The 24,294-nt window shown below is 41.9% G+C and carries 12 protein-coding genes and 1 riboswitch; of the genes, 5 read left to right on the top strand and 7 right to left on the bottom strand.

All coding sequences use genetic code 11. The features are described from left to right. Nucleotides 1-63: 63 nt before the first annotated feature. From M1P97_RS05595 to M1P97_RS05580, 4 genes are all read right to left on the bottom strand, one after another. Complete coding sequence (locus M1P97_RS05595) at nt 64-1,554, bottom strand: RagB/SusD family nutrient uptake outer membrane protein (protein ID WP_249388595.1); 1,491 nt, start codon at nt 1,552-1,554, stop codon at nt 64-66. 21 nt (nt 1,555-1,575) lie between these two features. Then, a complete protein-coding gene (locus M1P97_RS05590; RefSeq protein WP_262923226.1) occupies nt 1,576-4,851 on the bottom strand; it encodes a TonB-dependent receptor in 3,276 nt (1,091 codons plus the stop codon). 290 nt (nt 4,852-5,141) lie between these two features. Beyond that, a complete protein-coding gene (locus tag M1P97_RS05585) occupies nt 5,142-6,083 on the bottom strand; it encodes a FecR family protein (protein ID WP_195370875.1) in 942 nt (313 codons plus the stop codon). Nucleotides 6,084-6,126: 43 nt separating this feature from the next. Continuing rightward, nucleotides 6,127-6,714, bottom strand: coding sequence for an RNA polymerase sigma-70 factor (locus M1P97_RS05580; protein WP_195370873.1), 588 nt, complete (start codon nt 6,712-6,714; stop codon nt 6,127-6,129). Nucleotides 6,715-6,926: 212 nt separating this feature from the next. Here M1P97_RS05580 and M1P97_RS05575 point away from each other — a divergent pair, with 212 nt between their 5' ends. From M1P97_RS05575 to M1P97_RS05560, 4 genes are all read left to right on the top strand, one after another. Further along, a complete protein-coding gene (locus M1P97_RS05575) occupies nt 6,927-9,926 on the top strand; it encodes a tetratricopeptide repeat protein (protein WP_249388593.1) in 3,000 nt (999 codons plus the stop codon). A 9-nt stretch (nt 9,927-9,935) separates the two neighbouring features. Further along, nucleotides 9,936-11,735 carry a TonB-dependent receptor gene (locus tag M1P97_RS05570; protein ID WP_249388592.1) on the top strand — a complete coding sequence of 600 codons (1,800 nt, stop codon included), beginning with the start codon at nt 9,936-9,938 and terminating at the stop codon, nt 11,733-11,735. A 189-nt stretch (nt 11,736-11,924) separates the two neighbouring features. Then, complete coding sequence (locus M1P97_RS05565; protein WP_195370867.1) at nt 11,925-13,256, top strand: MATE family efflux transporter; 1,332 nt, start codon at nt 11,925-11,927, stop codon at nt 13,254-13,256. Nucleotides 13,257-13,369: 113 nt separating this feature from the next. Beyond that, the gene (locus M1P97_RS05560) at nt 13,370-15,259 is read left to right on the top strand and encodes a M64 family metallopeptidase (protein ID WP_249388591.1); all 1,890 of its coding nucleotides are present in this window, start codon (nt 13,370-13,372) and stop codon (nt 15,257-15,259) included. An 83-nt stretch (nt 15,260-15,342) separates the two neighbouring features. On the opposite strand, the gene M1P97_RS05555 is transcribed toward M1P97_RS05560, so the two are convergent. Both M1P97_RS05555 and M1P97_RS05550 read right to left on the bottom strand, forming a co-directional pair. Continuing rightward, nucleotides 15,343-16,617, bottom strand: coding sequence for a hypothetical protein (locus M1P97_RS05555; protein WP_249388590.1), 1,275 nt, complete (start codon nt 16,615-16,617; stop codon nt 15,343-15,345). A gap of 18 nt (nt 16,618-16,635) precedes the next feature. Beyond that, complete coding sequence (locus tag M1P97_RS05550; protein ID WP_249388589.1) at nt 16,636-18,987, bottom strand: TonB-dependent receptor; 2,352 nt, start codon at nt 18,985-18,987, stop codon at nt 16,636-16,638. Nucleotides 18,988-19,119: 132 nt separating this feature from the next. After that, nucleotides 19,120-19,322, bottom strand: a riboswitch (cobalamin riboswitch). 119 nt (nt 19,323-19,441) lie between these two features. Here M1P97_RS05550 and M1P97_RS05545 point away from each other — a divergent pair. Further along, the gene (locus tag M1P97_RS05545; protein ID WP_249388588.1) at nt 19,442-20,722 is read left to right on the top strand and encodes an O-acetylhomoserine aminocarboxypropyltransferase/cysteine synthase family protein; all 1,281 of its coding nucleotides are present in this window, start codon (nt 19,442-19,444) and stop codon (nt 20,720-20,722) included. 319 nt (nt 20,723-21,041) lie between these two features. On the opposite strand, the gene M1P97_RS05540 is transcribed toward M1P97_RS05545, so the two are convergent. After that, on the bottom strand, nt 21,042-24,236 hold the full coding sequence (locus M1P97_RS05540; protein WP_249388587.1) for a DUF6383 domain-containing protein: 3,195 nt from the start codon (nt 24,234-24,236) through the stop codon (nt 21,042-21,044). Between the last annotated feature and the right edge of the window lie 58 nt (nt 24,237-24,294).

Below are 24,294 nucleotides of genomic sequence, written 5' to 3'. Positions count from 1 at the left end.
CGGTTCCTCTGAAAAGTCAACCGGCAAATATACCTTTTTTATTCTACTTAAATAACCATTCTTTTAATAACCGTCGTTCTGTTTCAGGTTCTTATTGTTCTTGATCTCGTTCGTCGGGATCGGGAACAATAATTCCCGTGAACTCAATGTAGGACCATATGCAAACTTATGTCCGACATAGTCATCAAACTTACCGGTCGCTAGATTCAACACCTTACGGGTACGTGCCATATCAAACCAAATCTTATTCTCGAAAGCCAGTTCATGGTAACGTTCTTTCCAGACTGCATAACGGAAATCTTCCTGCGATAATCCGCTCAAATCTTTCAGATTTGCACGTTGCCTGATCTGATTGACACAAGCATAAGCAGCAGCCGAAGGACCGCCCTCCGCTTCATTCTGAGCTTCCGCATACATCAACAGAAGATCGGCATAACGAAGCAACGGATAATTAAGACTACTCTTAGCCGTATTCAAATGAGCATCCATATCGAAGAACTTATAGATGTAATAACCACCGAATTTCACAACTTCTTCACGATTGGCATTCGATGTGAATTGTGTATAATAAAACTCACCTTCTTCAGTACGCTTATCCCCTTCTTCATAGGTATTGATAAATTCATCCAGTGCATATACAGAACCTGTTTCCGTCGAATAATAAGAAACGTCCATATTATAAGGCAAAAGCAAGCTCTGGAACGGATTCTCTACGATACCGGACTGATACTGTATCATGAACAGATGCTCCCCTTTATTCTCCATTTCAATATTATGCAGGTCGCTGTAAGAAGAAAAAAGTTTATAACTACCGTTATCGATCACCTCTTTTGCCTTGGATGCAGCCAGCGCATAATATTCCTTTCCTTTTTCCATCGGATATCCCGCCATTGTCAGATAAACGCTTGCCAGCAAAGATTTCACTGTCGCTTTTGTCACACGTCCGGTTTCATCCGTCCAGCCCAGATCAGATTCTTCCGCCTGTTTCAGGTCCGAAAGGATCGAGTTATACACTTCTTCCGTAGAAGCCTGTTGCGGATACAATTCGGGGGAAGAAGCATCCACCGGCACCAATACCAATGGAACAGAACCAAACAAACGTACCAGGTTGAAATAATTATAGGCACGAAGGAAATAGGCTTCGCCCAAACATTTACTTTTGATCGATTTATCCATCTCGATTCCCGGTATGTAAGTGATTGCCAGGTTTGCATTGGCAATAGCACGGTATGCATAGTTCCACCAACTCTTACTATACTCGTTGTCCGAATTATTCACGACCAAACGGATATTATTGATGTTGACGTTCTGGCTTACTTTCGTTCCTGCCAGCCCGGTCAGGAAATCGGTCATAAAATACGGATTGCCACCATAGTCGCCGTTTGCCGAATACCGCAGATCTGCATAGATAGAATTAACCACGCTACGCGCATGCTCCGCTGTCTTAAAATAGTTTTGCTGAGTAAAGTTAGACGGATTCGATTCGTCCAGAAAGTCAGTACAACTACAACCGAGCACCAGTGATAATATCAATAAAGCATATTTTGTCTTCATATTTAATAATAGTATTAAGAGTTAAAAACTAACATTCAGACCAATCGTAAACGTACGCGGTTTCGGATAACCGAATACGGTGATACCTTGAGCAAACGTCTGTGTCGCATCCGACACTTCCGGGTCATAACCGTTATATTTAGTGATCAGGAAGAAGTTCTGAACACTACCGTATACTCTCAGATACTTGATCGAGATCTTCTTTGTCAATTCAGACGGGAAAGTATATCCCAAAACCAGATTCTTTCCACGCAGGAACGAACCGTCTTCCACGAAATGAGAATCGATGTTCGTCGTATATCCCGCACCGGTCGGTCTGATCTGTGCGATCATCGTATTCTGGTTTTCTGGAGTCCATGCATTCAGTACCGTCTTATAACTGTTTGCTATACCGGTACGGTCTTCTGCCGAGTGTTTGGAAATATCCAGTACATCGTTGCCGAACATATACTGCAGGTCGACAACTAAGTCGAAGTTCTTATAACGGAATGAGTTGGAAAATGTTCCGTAACCGTCAGGAATACCTTTACCGATGATCAGACGGTCCATATCATTGATCTGTCCGTCATTGTTACGGTCCCAAAGTTTCAGGTCACCCGGACGCAAGTTATATTTGGCTGCTTCTTCCGCTTCATCCGTACCCCAGGTTCCCAGACGTTTGTAACCGTAGAAAGAACCTACCGGTTCACCAACGCGGATGATGTTATTGCTTGAAGACAAAATATCCGGTCCCGGATAAATATCATCGTCTCCCTCACTTAATGCCAGCACCTTGTTCTTATTGAATGAGATATTGAACGTCGTTTCCCATGAGAAATTTTCATTGGTAATATTTACCGTATTGATAGAAAACTCGAAACCTTTATTGCTCATACTTCCGACATTCTTCGTAATCGATGTGAAACCGCTGGAAGCCGGTACCGGAGCACTCAGCAACATATCTGTCGTCTTTTTATAATATACATCCATTTCCAGATTTACACGGTTGTTGAACAGACCGATGTCCAATCCGGCATTTACCTGAGAAGTCTTTTCCCATTTCAGGTCAGGGTTAGCCAAAGAGGAAACACCGATACCGGATGCTTTCGAACTGCCGAAAACAGTCGTATAATTACCCAAACTACCCTGTGAAGCATAAGCACCTGTTTCCGAGTTACCTGTCAAACCGTAGCTGGCTCTCAACTTCAAATTAGAGACAGCAGTAGCCGGTTTCATAAAGCTCTCTTCCGAGATACGCCACGCAGCACCTACAGACGGGAAGAATGCATATCTGTTTGACTGGCCGAATTTAGACGATCCGTCCAAACGGGCTGTTGCCGTCAATAAATATTTACTCTTATAGCCATAATTGACACGGGCGAAATAAGAATTCAAACCATACGCATTGGCACTCGATGCTGCCGTAGGAGAAGTTCCGATCCCCAGGTTGTTATACTGGAAGAAATCATCTTCGAAACCTGTAGCCGATGCTGTGGACGAAGAGTTATCCACATGCTGCCAGGATAAACCGACCATACCGGTAAATGAATGTGCCCGGGCAAAATCTTTATGATAAGTCACATAATTTTCAAACTGCCAGGAGTTATTCCGGTTATTATTTATGGATGCACTGCCGTTCGGAGAAGAGATCCAGATCAACTGACGACCTCCATAATAATTCGATTTCTGATTGATGATATTGGCTCCCAATACGGAACGGAACTCCAGTCCCGGAAGAATAGTGATGTTCGCATATACATTACCCAACATAGTCTGTGTTTCCAATGTATAGTTACGATCTTTAGCAACCTGCACCGGACTGTTACCGCCTTCCATCCCCGGATAATCGTTGTTTCCGGCAAAAGTTCCGTCCTCATAACGGACAGGCAGGAAAGGCAATGCCTCCACGATCTGACGTCCCACCGTGATGCCGCCATCACCCATTGAGTCGGTCTGGCGTTCTTTCTGGTAAGCATAGCTCAAGCTACCTCCCACTTTCAACCATTTGGTCAACTCGCTATCCATAAAGAAACGGGCGGAATAACGTTTCAGGTAAGATTCGATGATCAGACCATCCTCGCCTCTGAATCCGACAGACAACCCGTAACTGTCGCCACCTTTTGTATTGGACACGGATATCTGGTGTGTCTGCGAAAAAGCATTACGGATGGTTTCATCCTGCCAATCTGTATCGTACAACGGTTGGCCATTAGAGTCGAACAACCGAGAGTCAGTTCTTTTCAGTTTCGGATCTTTATAGTTTCCATTCTGCCATCCTTCCGGATCGAACTTCTGAGCATTCGCATAGGCCAGATCTTCCAGTTGCAGGAACTCGGCAGCATTCAGTACATCCAGTTTTTTAGGAAGAACACCTATACCGAAGTCGGTATCGTAACGAATACTTGTACCCACACCTTCACCTTTCTTGGTTGTAACCAAAATAACACCATTCGCACCGCGGGCACCGTAGATGGCTGTTGCCGACGCATCTTTCAATACCTCCACCGACTTGATATCGTTCGGGTTCAGATAGTCGATCGGAGATGTTCCGTTGGTCAATGTACTTACATTCAGGATCACACCGTCCACCACATAAAGAGGATCATTCGTTACACTGATAGAAGAGTTACCACGGATACGGATGGAAGCGCGTCCGCCCGGACGACCTGAATTAGTCGAGATATTCACACCGGATACGCGTCCCGACAAAGCCTGTCCGAAAGAAGTAACTGTCCGTTGTGCCAACGCATCTTCTTTTACAGAACCGGAAGCACCTGTCAGGTCACTTTTCTTCATCGTACCGTAACCTACAATCACGACCTCTTCCAGATTCTGAGTGTCTTCATACAAAATAATCTTCAGAATCGATTTATTCTTTGTACTAACTTCCTGCGTCAAATAACCAATATAGGATACTTCCAGTACGGCATTATCCGGCACTTCGAAAGAGAATTTACCATCCACATCCGTTATATTCCCGGTCGTTGTTCCTTTTACCAGCACATTGGCTCCGATAACCGGATCACCATTATCATCTACAACAACTCCGGAGATCTGACGTCTCGACTGCTGCTGTGTCTCCTGTTTATTTTCTTTGGAGGACAAAACGATATGATTACCCTGGATCATATACTCGATATTGGTATCGCGGAACAACTCATCCAATACCTGGACAACTTGTTTCTCCTTTACATTAACAGAAACTTTTCGATTCACATCTATCTGGTTGTTATAAACAAACAGATACTCCGTCTGTTTCTCTATTTCAGAGAAAATTTTGTTTAACTGTGTGCTTGATTTACTTATGCTCACCCGCATATTTTGTGAATGGGAAGTAGAGGCAAACGAACAAAAGATACAGACCAATAACAAGAATGTAGTTATTCGCATAATTCTAAAGAGTTGTTTAAGGTTGGGACTTTTTAGGCAATAATGTCCCTGTAAAGTATTTTTTTTCATACATTTGTGTGTTTCAAAATAATACAATTTAATTAATTGTGATTGAGATTCCTGCCGGTTGATGCGTCACCATCAACCGGCTTTTTCGTTAACAAAAACATTTTTTACTATACCATAGGCAGTCAGATTTAAAAAGGTTATTATTTTATTTAATTAATATACACCACATGATTTTCGCGGTCACGCTGATAGGCAAAGTGGATATTTTTTTGCAGCAGGCTAAGCGCATAGTCAATACCATCTGTTTGCTTAAATTTCCCTGTGTACAAATACTTTGTCACTTTCTGGTTGTTCACAATTATCTTCACCCCATAGAATTTCTCAAAGTCTTCCATCACCAGTCTGAACGGTTCATCCTGGAAGCAGATCAACCCTTCTTTCCAGCGGTATCTTTCATAATTATCAATTTTCTGTGTCAACAGTTTACCATTCGAACGATACACCTTATTATTGGGTTTTAGTGAAATTGTTTCCGAAGGACTATTATGCATGGATACCTTGACGCTTCCTTCCATCAGCACCGTTTCAAATTTATCCCGGCTGGAATAGGCATCCACATTGAATTTCGTTCCCAAGACCTCCACACTACATTCTTTTGTATTGACGATAAAAGGCCGTTTCTTATCTTTCGCCACTTCAAAGTAAGCTTCGCCATCCAGCTTGATCTTACGTTCATGTTTGTTGAACGAAACCGGATATTGTATAGTTGTCTGCGCATTCAGCCAGATGTTACTGCCGTCAGGCAACGTGATATTGACGCATTGGCCGGCAGGAACGGCTATAGTCTGCATAGCTACCTGTCCCTTGTCGTCTCTGTCCTGAGCGAAATACCCTAATCCGAAAGCGATGACGATCATTGCCGCTATCCGCAGGAATTTCATGAAACCTGAATGCAACCAATGTTGTTTTTTGTTCCCGGCAACCGATGTATTCTCCGGTTCAGCATTCAACAGCATCGCATTATACAATTTCCTTTCTTTCAGAAAAGTTGCTTTATTATCCGGAGATACTTGTATCCAACGCATAATGCACTCTTTTTCTTCCAGTGTAGCAGTTCCTGCAAAAAACTTATATAGTAATTCTTTCTCCATATTTCTATCTTCTGTATATATAGAAATCGGGAGAAGCAAGCGCCTAGTTTAAAAAAGTTAAAAATTTCAGATTATAAAATAAAAAGGGAAGGATCGTATAATAGTCTTTCAAATTCACACGAAGGGCAGCCAGAGCTTTGGCTATATGGTATTCTACGCCTTTCGAAGTCATATTCAATTCGTCGGCAATCTCTTTACGGGTTTTATTCTCAAAACGGCTCATCAGGAAAACACGCCGTGTCTGTTCGGGTAATTGCTGAAGGGTTCGGTTTACTATCTCTTTTATTTCTGTAGTGAAAAGCTCTGTGGGTTCGCAGACTTCCAAAGAGGATATTTGCAGATTCAACTCCCATTCGGCAACCGCTCGTAACCTTTGAGAGACATCTTCCTGCAATTGTCTTCTTTTCAAGTGATTCAGACATTTGTGCTTAATCAAAGTCAGGATATAGGCCGGCACATTCGAATCAGGCTGCAGCATTTCCCGCATTTCCCAATAATCCATAAAAGCCTCCATCGTGAAATCTTCCGCTACGGAAAATTCCTGCACATAGGAATTTGCAAAGCTGATAAAACGGCCTTTATAGCTTTCCAACAACCTGCTTAATTCTTTTATGTCTTCCGATCCACCCATCTTTTGCTGTATGAAGAGAGTGTAAATATAAGACATTTTTAAACGAAACCATGACCGATACCATCACTTTTTGTTTTGACACGTTTGTTTATGATTCCAAATATTAATTCTTTTTGTTAATAACTTACTTAGCATTTGTATGTTATTCTTTATATTTGCAACTTAGAACTAACAGAGACTGTTTAATATCTGTACATTAAAGCGAAGGAGTGATGAAAAGAATACTTATTCCACTGTGCCTGGTGGTAGGAAGTCATGTGGCTAGCGGGCAACGGTCGTACCAGTTTGAGGCACCGGACCGTTTGTTCATAGAAGGTAAAGAATTGTTTAGTTTAAAGAATTATCCGGGTTGTATCGATAAGCTGGAAGCTTACAAACAGCACTCGAAAGATGCCGATCTGATCCAGGAAGCCAACTATATGATCGTATATGCGGCTTATGAGCAAGGACGACCCAATGCCGACCAACTATTAAAAGATTACCTGGAAAACTATCCGGCTTCACGCCACAGTGATGAGGTAAACTTCCTGATCGGTTCGGTTCATTTCGGACGTGGCGAATATCAGAAAGCTATTTTCTGGTTCAACGAGTCGAATATCGACATGCTTAGTCCGGAACAACAGGAGATTTACAGTTTCCGTCTGGCCTACTCTCTGTTACAAACAGGAGAAATGGATAAGGCACGCGGATATTTTGCACGTATCCAACAGATCGGAACACAGTATCGTGAAGCAGCTACTTATTATGTAGCCTATATCGATTACGCTACCGGCAAATATAATAACGCACTAGTAGAATTCAGTCGTTTGAAAGAGATGCCGGACTACCGCGAACAATCGTTATATTACATCACACAGATCTATTTTATACAAAATAAATACGAAAAGGTTATCAGCGAAGGAGAAGAACTCCTATCCTCCTACCCTAACAGTAAAAATAATAGCGAAATATACCGTGTCTTAGGTAATTCCTATTATCACCTGGGTAATCAGGACAAGGCGATCAATATGCTAAGCAAATACGTATCGTCTACCGACAGTCCGCTAAGAGGCGACCTGTATATCCTCGGAGTTTGCTATTATAATAAAGGTAACTATAACAGTGCTGTCAATGCCCTGTCGCAGACTGTTCGTGAAGACGACGCACTTTCACAGAATGCTTACCTCTATCTCGGACAAAGCTATCTGAAGCTGAACGACAAGAACAATGCCCGCATGGCATTCGAAGCGGCAGCAACCTCTTCGTTCGACAAGCAAATAAAGGAAACGGCCATGTTTAACTACGCTCTCCTGATCCACGAAACGGCCTTTACCGGATTCGGCGAGTCGGTTACCATCTTCGAAGATTTCCTGAATGACTTCCCTAATTCCCAATATGCCGATAAGGTTAACGATTATCTGGTGGAAGTCTATCTGACAACAAAGAACTATCAGGCCGCCCTCAGTTCGATCAACAAGATCAACCGTCCGAGTACAAAGATATTGGAAGCTAAACAGGATATCCTGTTCCAGCTCGGTACACAGGCATTTACCAATATGAAGCTGGATGAAGCGGTCGACCTGTTCGGCCAGGCTATCAATCTGGGCTCTTATAACATGGAGTCACGTAACGATGCTTACTTCTGGCGTGGAGAGTCTTATTACCGACTCGGAGAATACCAGAAAGCGATTTCCGATTACCGCACCTACCTGAACAATACCCGCCAGCGCAATACTGACATGTACGCACTGGCTCATTATAATCTGGGATACTGCTACTTTAAACTGAAAGAATACGGAGAGGCACAAAATCGCTTCCGCCAGTATGTCGACCTTGAAGGTAACCAAAATGCTCCGGCCCTGGCAGATGCCTACAACCGTATCGGCGACTGTCAGTATCAGAACCGCCAGTTTGCACAAGCCGAAGAAAACTATTCTCGCGCTGCACAACTACAACCTTCTGCCGGAGACTATTCAGTTTACCAGAAAGGATTCCTGTTGGGATTGCAGAAAGATTATAAAGGGAAGATCAATATGATGGACCGCCTGATCCGCGACTATCCTGAATCACAATATGTAGACGATGCCCTTTTCGAAAAAGGACGTTCCTATGTATTACTGGATAACAGTTCGCAGGCCGCCCAGGCTTTCGAGTCATTAGTTCAGCGATTCCCGCAAAGCAGCCTGGCACGTAAAGCCGGCATCCAGCTAGGTCTGCTTTACTTCAACGACAACCAGCCGGAGAAAGCAGCCGAAGCCTATAAAAAGGTGATCAGCAACTATCCGGGAAGCGAAGAAGCAAGAGTAGCTCTGCAAGACTTAAAGTCTGTTTACATCGACTTGAACGATATCAATGCTTATGCCAACTATGTAAATTCGATAGGCGGCAACGTTCGTCTGGAAGTGGGAGAACAGGATTCACTGACTTATATTGCTGCCGAGAAACTATTCAACCGGGGTAATAACGAAGAAGCACGTCGCAGCCTGATCAATTATCTGCAGACATTCCCGGAAGGAGCATTCAGTTCGAATGCCAATTATTACCTGGGAAGCATTGCTTTTACAAAGAAAGAATATGATGAAGCCCTGCAACGCTTCAAATCGGTTATCGATAACGGCGATACTAAATTCCTTGAAGAGTCGGTGGCACGTACAGCAGAAATGCAATACCTCACCCAGGATTTCGCTTCGGCACTGGAAACCTTCAAACGCTTACAGGTAATCGCAGAAAATCCGGAAAACAAACAAGCAGCCCGTTTGGGTATCATGCGTTGCGCTTTACAGACCGGACAACAGGAAGAAGCACAGCTCGCTGCCAACGAATTGCTGAAAGATCCGAAACTGTCTCCTGAGGTAGAAGCCGAAGCCCGCTATATCCGCGCTAAGGCTTATATCGACCATAAGCAGCCGGCGAAAGCGCTGGAAGACCTGAAGGTTCTTAGTAAAGATACCCGTACGGTTCACGGAGCCGAAGCCAAATATCTGTTGGCTCAATACTTCTACGACACCAAAGACGATAAGAATGCCGAAAAGGTTCTGGAAGATTTTGCCAAGAACGGTACACCTCACCAGTACTGGTTGGCACGTGGCTTTATCCTGTGGGCTGATATTTATATCCGCCAGGGAGACGACCTTCAGGCTCGTGCTTATTTGAACAACCTGAAGAATAACTATAAAGGTGACGACGAAATTGCCGGCATGATAGAAGATAGATTAGGTAAACTAAAGCAATAATTGAATACAATGAAGACTATATATAATGTAAAAACACTGTGTGTCGTTGCTCTGTTGGGAACAGCAGCCACAGTCAATGCACAGGAAGATACTTCGAAGAAACAGAATCTGGACCGGGAAATGACGCTCGAACGCGAATATGATCCTTCGGTACAAGACGCAAGTAAAGTCAACACCCTGCCGGTCATCAAAGAACCGGTGGTAAAGAAGATGCCGATAGACTATGCCAACTTTACGGTGCCAGCCGACCCGGCGAAAGAGATCAGTCTGCTTCCTTCAGGCAACATCATGACGGATATCCAGTACAACAAACGCCGTGGTTATTTCAACTTCGGTGCCGGAACTTATCTTAATCTGAATGGCGACCTGGGATATCACATCCTCAGCACCGACAAAGATCAGCTGAATATCTGGTTCTCCCACCGCTCCACGAATGGGAAGGTGAAATATCTTCAGATAGATGAAAAGGTGAAAGCCAAACTGAACGATAATATGGGAGGCCTTAACTTCAAGCACAACTTCGATAAGCTGGCATTGAAGATGGGTATTAAATATGGTTATTCCGGATTTAATTATTACGGGATTCCAGTTGATTTAGATCCGGCCTCGAGTGTAGCTCCCGACTTAGTAAGCGATGTGGAAACCAACCAGGTAGCCCAAACGGTCAAAGCTAATGTAGGTGTTGAATCAAAAGAAGACGCGCCTGTCGGTTATCTGTTAGATTTAGGTTATACCAATTTCTCCTATAAATATGCTACTGGCAAACCTTTAGATGGACCGACAGAAGGAACATTCAATCTTAATTTTGGATTAAATGCAGGTTTCGGAGGCAACCAAAGAGTGGGATTAGATGGAAACTTCCAATACTTCAACTATAGCTTACCAAATGAAATGAAGATACCGGATGGAGAAAAAGCAGGATACGCATATTACTTCGACAATTTTGCTGCTGCCACATTAAGTCCTTATTATAAGGTAGAAGGCGATAACTGGCATGTCAAACTAGGAGTAAACGCAATGTTCTTCAGCGGAGAACATAAAGAATTCATGGCATCACCCAATATCTCAGCAGACGTTGAAGTGGCAGACAAGACTGTATTGTACCTGAATGCTAATGGTAAGTTAAAATCAAATAGCATGTATGACTTGTTCCAGGTAAACCGTTATACTTCTCCTATATCCAGAATAACTCCTTCACGCAACTGGTTAGATGGAATACTGGGGATTAAGAGCGGGGTAGCTCCAGGTTTCTGGTTTGATATTTTCGGAGGATATAGAATTACAAGTGATGATTATTTCTTTATCCCAAGCCTAAACAATACAATAGATCATTTCGGAAACTTTAGTGACCCGTTAAACCTTGTGGACTCCAAACAATTATTTGTCGGAGCCAACCTGAAATACAGTTACCAGCAATTATTTGAAATATCTTTAAAAGGAGTTTACAATAACTGGAACGTTGAATACTCTAAAGATCGGAGAAATGGTTTTATGAACCTGAAAGAGCCGGAAGCATACGGTATGCCTGAAATGGAGATCACAGCCGGTGTAACTGTCAGACCGATCAAAAATTTGTCAGCATCATTGGATTACTATCTGGCCACAGGACGTAAAACAACGATGGATCATATCAATGATAACAAGATGAAAAATATCAACGAACTGGACCTGACCGGAGCATACAACTTTAACGATACTTTCGGTCTGTATCTGAAGTTGAACAATGTATTATTCCAGAAATACGAACTTTACAGCGGTTACCCGTTACAGAAGTTCAGTGCTATGATTGGAGTTAATATTAATTTCTAAATCCCCCACTCAATAAGAAAGCCGTACTATAAGCAAATTATAGTACGGCTTTCTCTATTAGAAACAACACAAAAATTGCTTCTATAGCGCAAGAATCATTACAAATATTAATCAATCTAAAGCCACAAACTAGTTTAAAGTAATATAAACTGCACGATTATTCCTACTTTTGCAGCAAATTAGATGAACATGCAAGGAACAAAGAACCTGACACAAGGTCCCATCAAACGCCAATTATTCAATCTGGCATTACCGATCATGGGAACTTCTTTTATTCAGATGGCTTATAGCATTACCGATATGGCCTGGGTTGGGCGCTTGGGAAGCGAGGCTGTTGCCGCCATCGGGGCCGTCGGCATCCTGACCTGGATGACCAACTCGATCTCCTTATTGAACAAAGTAGGTTCGGAAGTAAGCGTCGGACAAAGCATCGGTGCACGCAACGAAGAAGATGCAAGAAATTATTCTTCCCATAATCTTACCATCGCCCTGATCATTTCCGTCTGTTGGGGATTATTATTGTTCGTCTTTGCAACCCCTATCATCGGAGTCTATAAACTGGAAGCACCTATTGCTGCTAATGCCGTGGAGTATTTACGGATCGTATCGACAGCCTTCCCTTTTATATTCCTGTCGGCAGCCTTCACCGGCATCCACAATGCAGCAGGGCTAAGTAAAATACCGTTTTACATCAGCGGAACAGGACTTATCATTAATATGATACTCGACCCGGTATTTATTTTTGTATTCGACATGGGAACAGCCGGAGCAGCCTGGGCAACCTGGCTGTCGCAAGCAACAGTATGCGCCATATTCGTATATCAACTAAAATGGAAAAGCAGGTTATTGGGAGGATTCTCATTCTTCGTCAAACTAAAGAAAAACTATTCACGAAGGATACTGCAACTGGGATTACCGGTTGCCATGCTGAATACACTATTTGCCATTATCAATATTTTTATGGCACGGACTGCCTCCACTTACGGAGGGCATATCGGCTTGATGACGCTTACGGCCGGAGGGCAGATTGAAGCGATTGCCTGGAACACCTCCCAGGGATTCAGTACGGCATTAAGCGCCTTCGTTGCCCAGAACTATGCGGCCTCCGAAAAGAATAGGGTATTGGAGGCCTATCACACGACGTTAAAAATGACGGCCATATTCGGTACTCTGTGTACTTTATTATTCGTCTTTTATGGTAGCGAAGTCTTCTCACTGATCGTTCCCCAGAAGGAAGCATTTGAGGCCGGAGGTATTTTCCTGCGGATAGACGGATATTCAATGCTGTTCATGATGCTTGAGATCACTATGCAAGGTCTGTTCTACGGGACAGGACGTACGGTTCCGCCTGCGATCATCAGCATTACTTTCAACTCGCTGCGTATCCCGATGGCGATCGTTTTGTCTGCAATGGGATTAGGGATTATCGGTGTATGGTGGGCGATCAGTATATCGAGTATGTTGAAAGGGGTTGTTTCGTTTATCTGGTTCCGGGCATTGCAGAAAAAAATATTAAAATAAGTTTGTGTTTACAATGTCTTAGACAGCCCTAAAGGGTAAGGTTGAATTATATACCTTTCTTGTACAATCAGGAAAATAGTGTACCTTTGTAAATAATTGAAAACACCATCAATATGAATATCTGCAAATCTTATTATTGCACAAATATTTTCTTTTTCATTTTCTGGTCATTACTATTTCTAGCAGGTTGCAAAGATGAAGAAGAATATCTGACAATCTCTGTTTCAGAATTGAACATACCGGCTAAAGGAGAAGAACAATCTATTGAGATCAATACAAATTCGGTATGGTTTGCAGAGGTAATTCCGACAGGGAATTCTTCGTGGGTAACCTTAAGTACAATATCGGGGGATGTAAATACCTCTTCGGTACGTATTATGTTCGCTGAAAATGATACAGATAAAGAACGTACAGCCGAAATTCGGTTTCGTGCAGGCAAGGTTGCTCAGAGTTTAAAGGTCACTCAAAAGGAAAAAACGACACTTGTTGCGACCGATAGGGAATGGTACATAGGACAACCCGGAGGTAAATGGCCATTTCCGATAGACCGGAATGTAGACTATACAGTCAGCATATCTCCGGAAGCCCGGAATTGGCTCCAAATCTCTGAAACAAAAGCTGTAACGACAGATACATTATATTTAACGATCAGCGAGAACCCGGAGCCTGAAATGCGTAAAGGAGCTATCTATATCAAAGCAACAAATATCTCTGCTGCCGATACGATTTTAGTTTTACAGGAGGCTCTTCAATTTACGGTGTCCACCGAACAACTTGATTTCACCTCCGAGGGTGGCAGTGGAATAATAGCAGTCAATTCAACACATACCGACCACGATTATAATCCTGAATATACGTATACCATTGAACCGGAAGTAGCGTCCTGGTGTCAAGTGAAAAAAAGCGAAGACTCAAAACTGCTGTTTGTTTCAGTCTCTGCTAATGATACAAAGGTAGGACGTGAAGCAAAAATCAACATAAGATCCTCCGTTCTAACAACAACAGTCCGTGTCATACAACAAGAAGACGGACTGACCTATTACGCAGATGGTGAATATGTACGTTTGCAGACGGCATCAGCCGGTAAAGGCGTAAATGTAGCAATTATGGGAGATGGATTCACCAAAGCAGACTTGTTGAAAGACGGACGATATGAGAATTTGGCAAACCAAACGATGGAACATTTTTTCAACATAGAGCCCTATAAATCAAACCGAAAATATTTTAATGTTTATATGATCTTTGCTCAATCGGAAGAAGCCGGCGTAAACGGAGAGATACCGGGTATTACGATCAATAACCGCTTCGGATCGATATATGGAGAAGGCACTAATATTGATTGGAGCGATAGCATTTGCGAAGTTTATCTAAATTTGATCCCGGAATTAAGAGATGTCGTAGAAATGACCACGATCCTCTTCCTGAACAGCAGTAAATATGCCGGAACAGCCCGTCTCTATTCAAGCGGATTTTGTATTGCAGCCTGTCCAATCAGTAAAGAGGCACCTCCTTATGATTTTGAAGGATTAGTGCATCACGAAGCGGGAGGACACGCTTTCGGACTTTTAGCAGATGAATATATTTATGGAGGTGAAGCTTCAGAAGATGTAAAGGCCGAAGTGTTCCTTTGGCAAAAATTCGGTTGTTATCGGAATATCTCTTTGACAAATGATTTATCCCGGGTTCCCTGGAGTGATTTTATAGGAAAAGAAAAGTATACTTATGTAGGAGCTTATGAAGGTGCTTTTCTTTATCAATCAGGAATTTGGCGTCCTGAAAAGATCAGCTGTATGGATATTAACATTCCATATTACAATGCTCCCAGCCGCTGGGCGATTGTTGACAGAATCAGGAGGCTTGCAGGAGAACCATATACGTTTGAAGACTTTATGCAGTCTGATAATGTAGCTCCCTGGACTGAGACAAAAACAAAATCTCAAAAGTCATATCCTCCGTTAGGGAAACCGGTATTGATAATGAGCAAAACCTCCGGAAGATTATAAGTCAAACTGAAGTGCCCCCAAAAGTTGGACTCAACCAAAGGAGTGCACTTCAATTTACATTTCGACTGGAACCTGAAAGGTTCTTATTCAGCATCTTCGTTATCAAGTACACGTATCTGCTCGAAGTAGTAGCCTTCTTTAATATCAGCACCCTTCTCTATATTGCCTGTCTTTATATCATAAATGTAGACACAAGGATTTGAACTTTCCGGATTAACACCGATATAAGCCTTACCATCAACCACTGCAGTACGCTGAGAGAAGCGGCCACCGCTGTACGGGAGATCCTGTCCATTGTATTTTACACGGCTGCTGGTTTTACTATTGAGGTCGATGATCGTATAATAATGGCTGTAACTATCAATTTCCATACCTAGTTCATCCTGACGTGCATATGCAAGAACTTTACCATCACCCAGATATTCGAGAGAAACAAGTTTTCCTGTATTAGTGAAAGCATCGTAACTAGGATCAAAATCTTTCTCACCGGCTTTGATACGAATCAGATGGCTCTTCTCCGTTCCATCTTCATTTTCGGAGAAACCTGCAAGATAAAGATTTCCACTCTCGTCAACCAGCGTACATTTCTGTAACAATTCACCATAAGCACTACCAACCATCTGATGAGCCATCGTATTACGTATATTACTTTCAACGGCCATTGTTTCAGCATTGATTACAGTTGTAAAGAAGAAAGGTGTTGTATCTCCACGTTTACTTTTCTTCCCCAAATAGAAATAAATAAGTTTATTATCGCTTTTACGATAGTTCAGAATACCTGAAGTAGAGAATAATTTATCTCCTTCAGGAAGAGGAATATCAAGAACGCCTTCCTTGATAATACTCATATCGGTCGCATTCAGTTTCGTCCAGATAATTTTATCTCCATCCCCGTTAGAAGCCATGATCACAAGCGTATTATCATCGATCCAGGCATGTGTATACTTACGGGTATCGTACGTATTTGTGCCGAATTTCTGCTCTTGAATAACATTGATCTTATTATTCGACAGCGTATACTTGGAAAAACGATCCCCCGATACAGGAACCTGATAGTAGTATTTCCCTTTGATAATACTTTCCAAAGACATAACACTATGAACTTCTGTTCCATCTCCTTCAAAACTGATCTTTTCCGAACCAGCCTTCAGAGAGTCGATGCTCTTGACAAGAGTTTGTACGTCACGTCCCATACCACCGTGTTTATCCAGAGCAATCCAGATGTCGAAGTGATAGGTTTGTGCTTCTGGAGCAGGCTCCGGTCCGGGAGTAGGCTCATCGTCGTCGGAACAAGCACTAAAAGACAAGGTAAGCAATGCCGTTAATAATACCCAAAATAGTAATTGAAACTTTTTCATTTGATAATCTTTAAATTATTAATTAATGAATAATCTGAATTTAGCGAAGAATGCACGACCGGGCTTCTGGAGTTTATAATTGTCATAAACCGTAGCGTCAAACAGGTTACTACATTCCAATGACACATTATAGCGTCTTTTCATCCATGAATAGCTCACATTAAGATTCGATACATTCTGAGTCGGTATACGCGACTTACTTTCAAGGGCTCCGTATGCTTCCCACGATAAGTAAAACCAGTGTATCCATTGCCAGGAATATCCGATGCGAAGATCATCTTCCTTCTGTGCCAGATCATGAAATGCATAGCTTACATCAGCATTGCTATACACCCAGGGACGGTTAGGTACACGGTTATTATAAGTAGCCGAAGGCTTACCGTCGGTTTTATATTTCTTTTGGTCACGTGCTTCATTATAACTACAGTTGACCATTATCTGAAAGCTATTTTTCCAATTGTAGCGCATCTCCCCTTCAATACCTTTCACATGTACAGCCGGAATATTCTCGTATTGCATCATACCTTCTTTTTCCGATACGGTTGCCTGAATATAATCGTCGACAAACCGAAGAAATCCGTTGACCTCATAATAGAAGGAATGACCGTAAGAAGGATACCAGTTACCAAAAAGACCCAGGTTTATATTATCACTGCTTTCGGGATGAAGGGCGAGATTCGGATAGATAGTCGTTCCGTTTCCAAGCAGCTCACGCGACAAAGGAAGGCGCACACTATGTTCATAAGAAACCTTTCCCGCCAGTACATCCCAAATGGTATAGCGCAGCCCCAAACCACCTCCCCAATAACTCTTCGAAAAATGTCCTTTGAGATTTTCCGAGCCGGTTATCCAGGCAAGATCGTTTTGTTCGATAGAGGTGGCATTGATATAATCTTTAATAAAAACGGTACTCTCCCATCTTCCGTCGAAAAAAGACTGATTATAAGTCAACCCGAGAATATGCTTGGTCAGCACATCATTGGTTGGCTCAAAAGTTTCGTCGACATCATCACGACGTTTATTTCCGGTACGGTTAAGCAGATAGTTCAAACTGACTGAATGATGCCGGTTGATCGCATAATCGACGCCTCCTCGAAAAATAGTCATAGGGCGGTTGTAATGACGTATGGAACGCCCACGGCCATTAAGCTCATTACGGGATGAAGGAGTAAAATCTCCGTTCCAATCATAGATACGATAAGCCGTATCGACAGTAAGCGATGCGTCCCAGGTATGGGAAAGCGATGCATTTGTATTAATTTTCTCAAACCGCTTTTGATAACGGGCTGATACATTCCATGCATCGGAATGACGCTCCGCATTACCGATCACCTTTGTCTGGATAGACCCTGTCTGTATTTCTTTATCTATTTTGGAATAAGACCCGGAAACAAAGAAAGCATCTGCCCACGCTTTATCGACAAAGCCGGCTTCCAATTGGCCCAACAAGGAAAAATAATCGTCATGGAACCGTTTACGGTTGACTTCAATATATTTACGGCTATCTTCATCCCATACCTCAACGCCTTTCATCTCATAATCGTTCTTCGAATAATTGACTCCGATAGTCGGCTTGATGATCAATCCGGTCTTCGGTTCTACGAATTGGGCATTCAGGTCAGTTCTATGCGTATGGAAAGAACCTGTACCATAAGAAACATCCAGGTAATTCTTTTTTTCCTGACTGGTAATAATATTGATAGCCCCCCCCAAAGCATCTGCTCCCAAGCTGGCAGGAACTACCCCTTTATATATTTCCACCCTGTCAATGATATTGACAGGAAGATTTGCCAGCGAGACACCGCTTCCTTTTGTATCCAAAGGCATCCCATCAATAAAGTAACGAACGGAATTTCCTGATAATCCATTGATAGACAAGTCGAAGTCTGAACCGACTCCACCCTCTTCCCGAATCTTAATACCGGTTGTACGGTTCACCATATCATTCAGATTCTTCAGAGTGTTGATCTGTGGTTTAACATCCAACGCATTGACTGCAAAAGCACTTTCTTTCACCTGTTGGGTTTTCGTTTTACCGTATACTTCAACCGAATTCAGGGTTATGGAGTTTTCTTCCATCGTGAAATTCATTGTCATATTTTTACGGATATCGACAACGGTCTTTATGGTGTTGTAACCTAACAGGGTAATTATAAGAGTGCGTTTGCCGGGGGTTACCGACAGTGAATAACGTCCCCGGTCGTCTGTATACGTTCCCGAAATCGTATTTTCTATAGCGACAGTAGCCAACGGAAGCGGTGTCCCATCCTTCTCTTTCACTTCGCCGGATAGAATCACTTTATTCTGTGCCGCCAGACTTACTGGAAACAAACAACTCAATAAAAGAAATACATGTATGAAACCTCTCATTTCACCAAATTCATTAATTGTTTTTTACATGCTTTCGATGAAAGAAACAATAGAACACATGAACAGGCAGAACCTCCGGTAAAGTAGATGAATGTTCTTTCTCATATGTTTTTAGCCTTATCTCCCGAAAGCTTTAAACTTCTTATCTTGGCAGGTCTTCTGACTTACTCCATCTTTGAGCGTCCTTCCCATTCATTGCGAACAGTGGATTGAGTCGTGCTCAAAGACTTTGGCGGAGCTTACAGCAGCGGGTCTGTTCAGGATTTACACCTGATTCCCTTTTCATCACTTTTCCGTGGAATTGGAAGCGTGACACCAAAATCGGGTACAAAGGTACACGATTATTTTGAAACAATAGTGTATTTTTTATAATTGATCAAAGATTTGTGTAAATAGAACGAACTATTCTTTACTTTTGTCTGCAGAATATAATTACATAGCAAACATAAAAAATATGAGCAATTCATTCAAGCCGGCAACTTTGTGTGTGCAAGGTGGCTGGCAACCGAAAAAGGGAGAACCGCGTGTGCTCCCTATCTATCAGAGTACTACATTCAAGTATGAAACCAGCGAACAGATGGCTAAATTGTTCGACTTGGAAGAGAGTGGTTATTTTTATACTCGTCTGCAGAATCCGACAAACGATGCCGTAGCATCCAAAATTGCTGCGTTGGAAGGTGGCGTTGCAGCCATGTTGACTTCATCGGGACAAGCTGCTAACTTCTTTGCCTGTTTCAATATTTGCGAAGCCGGCGATCATATTGTAAGTGCAACCGGTATCTATGGAGGTACATACAACTTGTTGTCCGTTACACTGAAAAAGCTGGGTATCGAATGTACTTTCATCGATCAGGATGCCAGCGAAGAAGAGATCAGTAAAGCTTTCCGCCCGAATACAAAGTTATTGTTCGGCGAAACGATCTCCAATCCGGGAGTAATGGTATTGGACATCGAAAAGTTTGCCCACATCGCCCACAAGCATGGTGTACCTTTGATTGTCGACAACACATTTGCCACACCAATCAACTGCCGTCCGTTCGAATGGGGTGCAGATATCGTAACACATTCTACTACCAAATACATGGACGGACACGCTACTGCAGTCGGTGGCTGTATCGTCGACAGCGGTAACTTCGACTGGGAAGCACATGCCGACAAATATCCGGGTCTTTGCCAGCCGGACGAATCTTATCACGGACTGACTTATACAAAGACATTCGGCAAAATGGCTTATATCACGAAAGCAACCAGCCAGCTGATGCGTGACCTGGGTTCTATCCAGTCTCCGCAGAATGCATTCCTGTTGAATTTGGGTCTGGAAACATTGCATTTACGTATGCCACAGCATTGTAAAAATGCATTAGCTGTTGCTAAATGGTTGCAGAACTGCGATAAGGTTGCTTGGGTGAACTATCCGGATCTGGAAGGGAATAAGTATTATGACCTGACAAAGAAATATCTCCCGAACGGTTCATGTGGCGTGTTGTCATTCGGTCTGAAGGGTGGACGTGATGTTTCTATCAAGTTTATGGATAGCCTGAAGCTGGCAGCTATTGTTACTCACGTAGCAGACGCCCGTACTTGTGTGCTTCACCCGGCAAGTCATACTCACCGTCAATTGACGGACGAACAGTTGAAGGAAGCCGGTATTGCTCCGGATCTGATCCGTTTCTCTGTCGGTATCGAAAGTGCGGACGATATCATTGCTGATATTGAGCAGGCTTTGAAGCAATAAGAATTATTAGTTCATATAAGATAACCGTATTATGTGAAAGATGCTTTCCGTCAGGAATCGTCTTCTATATAATACGGTTTTTCTATTTAACATAATAGACTCTGTTTCCTGGAGCTCTTTAAAAACAAAACCCCATCGATAATAAATATCGACGGGGTTGTTTTTTGTCCATTTCCTCACTTCACAGTGGTACTCATGGATGAACTTTATTTTATTTTTATTACTAAAATTGCGCTTCCAATCTGTTCACCTTCACAGGCTACTCACCCTTCCCCGAAGGGAAGAGTAGAGAAGCATTCATTTAATTATTATTTATTTCTTATTTAACGATTGCTTTAACAGCAGCTTCGCCTTCAACAGCTACTACAACTACACCAGCAGGAGCAGAGATTGTAGCATCGTCAGAAGAAAGAACTGTGTTAGCGATTGTCTGACCAAGAACGTTAGCGATAGTAACAGTCTTGTTAGCAGCACCCTTGATAGTAACTGTACCGTTACCAGCAATTACGCTAACAGTGTTAACACCAACTTCTTCAGTATCTGTAGCGATTTCATCGTTAGCAACGTGTTTAACATTGAAGATCAATGCATCGTCACCACCCGTTTTGATATCATCAAAGCTAGACTCAGCTTCATTAGACAATACTAAACAACCATTCTGCATCTTCAGCCAAGCAGCTTTCTTAGGAGCAATAACAGGTTCATTTGCGGCAGCCATTGATTCAAATAAGAAAGATCTGTCTGCTTCTACTTCGTTTGCAGCAACCTTAGTATCCATGAAACGCATTGACCAAGTTACTAGCTTGTGATTATCGTTATTCAGATAATGGATGTACTTTTTACCTACTGGCTGTTTTGCATCAGCAGCTTTTATTGCAGCAAAGTTTACTTTGTTATTAGCGATACCTGCAAATTCATCTTTCAGAATATACAATGTGTCTTGAACACGGATAGCATCAACAAAACCTGCACGAGTATAACCTTTCCATTTGTAATCATCACTATTTGTAGCATAAGCTGCAGAGTCTGCGAAGTTTACAAGATATTTACCTCTTTCAAATCCAGGAATTGCAGGGATTGCATGAACACAATGTTCTGCATCAGTAATATTACCATTTGCATCTACGTGAGGTCCAGCTTCAGGACAAGGTTGTCCAGGAATAGCTGCCTGATCGCGACGTTCGATAGAAATCAAATATTGAGGTTTAATATAACCCTGACCACGATTTACCCAAGCAGTATCAACAACGAATGACAATCCTGAAGGAGCTTTATCACTTGTATAAATACCTAAGAAATCAATACCCTTAACAATGAAATTATCATTGCCTTCAATCTGAAGATATTCATTACGATAATTTTCATAGAATCTTAATGTGTCAGTAGCATCACCTGCATTACCTTCAAGTTTTGCAGAATTAAAGCGTCTGTAAAGAGGCGTATTATCCTGGTCTATTGCAAAAGAAGATGTTCTTGATTCGGCCAAAACCTGTACTTTCAAAGTAGCTGCCAGATCATCATCAGTTACACCTGCTTTGTGTGTACCAACTGCATTATCATTAGCCTTTACAATTGCATAATAATCAGCAGCATCAACATGATTGTTTTCTTTGAAGTAGAAACTGTCAACCGGAGCAGTAAATGCACCAATTGCATATTTCTGTTCAGCAGCTTCACCCAGATATTTACCATCTAAAGCGACTTTATAAGAAGTTCTATAAAGCTGAGCCAAACCGATTCTTTCCTTAGCAACTTTATCAACTAAATAACCATAAGCGTATTGTCCACCTTCATTCAAAGTGAAAGCTGTTTTACCTTCCAATACAGTAAGAACTGAATCTTTAGCAGGTTTTGCAATAAACTTATCAGTTGCATACGGATGCAGATAATTAAATGTATAAACATTCAAATTATATTTAGCATCCGGAATATTTTTATAACCCAGAGTCGAGTCGCTATAAGCTTCAGGATATTTAACAGCATCAACTTTTTCAAAGGTCAAAGAATCAGCAGCAGTACCAAACAATGCAACAGCAGATGCATAAACGCTAGATCCTTCAGCTGCACTCAACTGAGTTTCTACTGTGTTTGTATTAAACTCACGGTTCGTGATAGCAACAGGAGAAGTTGCACTAACTTTGTCTCCTGTATTCTTTTTCAACACAACCCACTGGTAAGCAGGCATGTGAGCAGGCATTTGTTCCGACTCCTTAACTGTTGTCCAGGCGATTGTTCCATTAAGATGGATAGGAGCAGCTAAATACTGACCTTTTGAATTCTTAATAAAATAAAGACCATCAGCCACAGATGTTTTACCATTAGCTACAAGATTACAACCTTCATAACCTAACTTAACATCCGATTCTTTCTTATCAGCAATAGTAATGATACGTACTTTACCAGCGATAAGATCCTGAACAGTAACATAGTTCTTTGCTGTTGTAGCAAGGTTTGTCAAATCTGCTGTAGTAATATTACCAGCAGTACCCAGTGCATCTTTCCATGTATCTGTTCCTTCCGGTTTTCTAACAACAGACTTAACCTGAATAACCAAACTGTCAATAGAAGGGAAGTAAGTGAACGCAAACTTATATTGATCCTTCAAATCAGAATTTTCAATTGTAGTAGCATCAGCATCAACTTCTGCAGTTTCACCAGTTTTAACAACTTTATCGATCCAGTTAAATGCCAAGAATTTACTACCACTTGCATTAGTATAAGCTGTATCTACACGCAGATATTTCTTATCTGCATTCTTTACAAATACAAAATTAGCATCAGTTGATGTTTCTGCTGTAAATTTACCATTTGTAAATGGATTAGGAACAGGAAGTTTTTCTCCCATTTCGTCAGGTGTGAATGTCAACTTAACACCTTTATCAGCTTCCTGAACACCTAAAATTGTATTGATTTCATTAGCACTCAATACGATTGCATCTGCAGTTTGAAGAGTAAACAATGTCAATTTTGCGCCTATTGTAGCATCTGCTGCTGCATCATTTGCTCCTAATTTCATCAAACGAACAGCATCATTACTAGCATCTTTAACAAGCCCAATAACAGAGTCTGCTTTAAAATAAGAGTAAAGAGTTCCAGGTGTCAAGCCTGTCAAATACTGAGTAGAAAAAGCCCATCCTGAAATTTCTCCACCAACATAAGTAGAATCAGTAGTTGCAGTTTCTTTAGCTAAAGTAACCAAAGATGTTCCATCATACTGAATGTCTAATCTCTGTCCTGTCAATTTGTTTGTGAAATCATAGATAGGAGCTTTACCTAATCCTTGCTCAGTAACTTCAACACACCAAAGTGTACTAGCTAAGTTTGCAGAAGTAACAGCAGATTCAAGCTTCAATGCTCCAGTATTAGTCATAGACAAATAAGAGCCATTAGCTTCTAATTGAAACAACTTCTTACCATAATCTGTAGGCAAAGCTGTAACGTCAGTTCCTGCTGAAGCAGACATTGCACTCAAAAGCGCAGCACCTGCCAAAAAAGTAGAAAACTTTTTGTTCATAATCAAAAATTTAATATTAATACTAAGTAATTCTAAGTTCTATTCTATAATAATGCCG

The sequence above is a fragment of the Parabacteroides leei genome (genome assembly GCF_023369805.1).
In the GTDB taxonomy this organism is placed as follows: Bacteria; Bacteroidota; Bacteroidia; order Bacteroidales; family Tannerellaceae; genus Parabacteroides; species Parabacteroides leei.
Note: the sequence above shows the minus strand (reverse complement) of the source record. Positions and strands in the feature narration are given on the sequence as shown.

Excerpts from the sequence above, each read along its gene's own strand:
- M1P97_RS05550 (WP_249388589.1), bottom strand. The coding sequence starts at position 18,987 with ATGAGAGGTTTCATACATGTATTTCTTTTATTGAGTTGTTTGTTTCCA.
- M1P97_RS05575 (WP_249388593.1), top strand. The coding sequence starts at position 6,927 with ATGAAAAGAATACTTATTCCACTGTGCCTGGTGGTAGGAAGTCATGTG.
- M1P97_RS05565 (WP_195370867.1), top strand. The coding sequence starts at position 11,925 with ATGCAAGGAACAAAGAACCTGACACAAGGTCCCATCAAACGCCAATTA.
- M1P97_RS05590 (WP_262923226.1), bottom strand. The coding sequence starts at position 4,851 with ATGCGGGTGAGCATAAGTAAATCAAGCACACAGTTAAACAAAATTTTC.
- M1P97_RS05540 (WP_249388587.1), bottom strand. The coding sequence starts at position 24,236 with ATGAACAAAAAGTTTTCTACTTTTTTGGCAGGTGCTGCGCTTTTGAGT.
- M1P97_RS05585 (WP_195370875.1), bottom strand. The coding sequence starts at position 6,083 with ATGGAGAAAGAATTACTATATAAGTTTTTTGCAGGAACTGCTACACTG.
- M1P97_RS05555 (WP_249388590.1), bottom strand. The coding sequence starts at position 16,617 with ATGAAAAAGTTTCAATTACTATTTTGGGTATTATTAACGGCATTGCTT.
- M1P97_RS05560 (WP_249388591.1), top strand. The coding sequence starts at position 13,370 with ATGAATATCTGCAAATCTTATTATTGCACAAATATTTTCTTTTTCATT.
- M1P97_RS05580 (WP_195370873.1), bottom strand. The coding sequence starts at position 6,714 with ATGGGTGGATCGGAAGACATAAAAGAATTAAGCAGGTTGTTGGAAAGC.
- M1P97_RS05595 (WP_249388595.1), bottom strand. The coding sequence starts at position 1,554 with ATGAAGACAAAATATGCTTTATTGATATTATCACTGGTGCTCGGTTGT.
- M1P97_RS05570 (WP_249388592.1), top strand. The coding sequence starts at position 9,936 with ATGAAGACTATATATAATGTAAAAACACTGTGTGTCGTTGCTCTGTTG.
- M1P97_RS05545 (WP_249388588.1), top strand. The coding sequence starts at position 19,442 with ATGAGCAATTCATTCAAGCCGGCAACTTTGTGTGTGCAAGGTGGCTGG.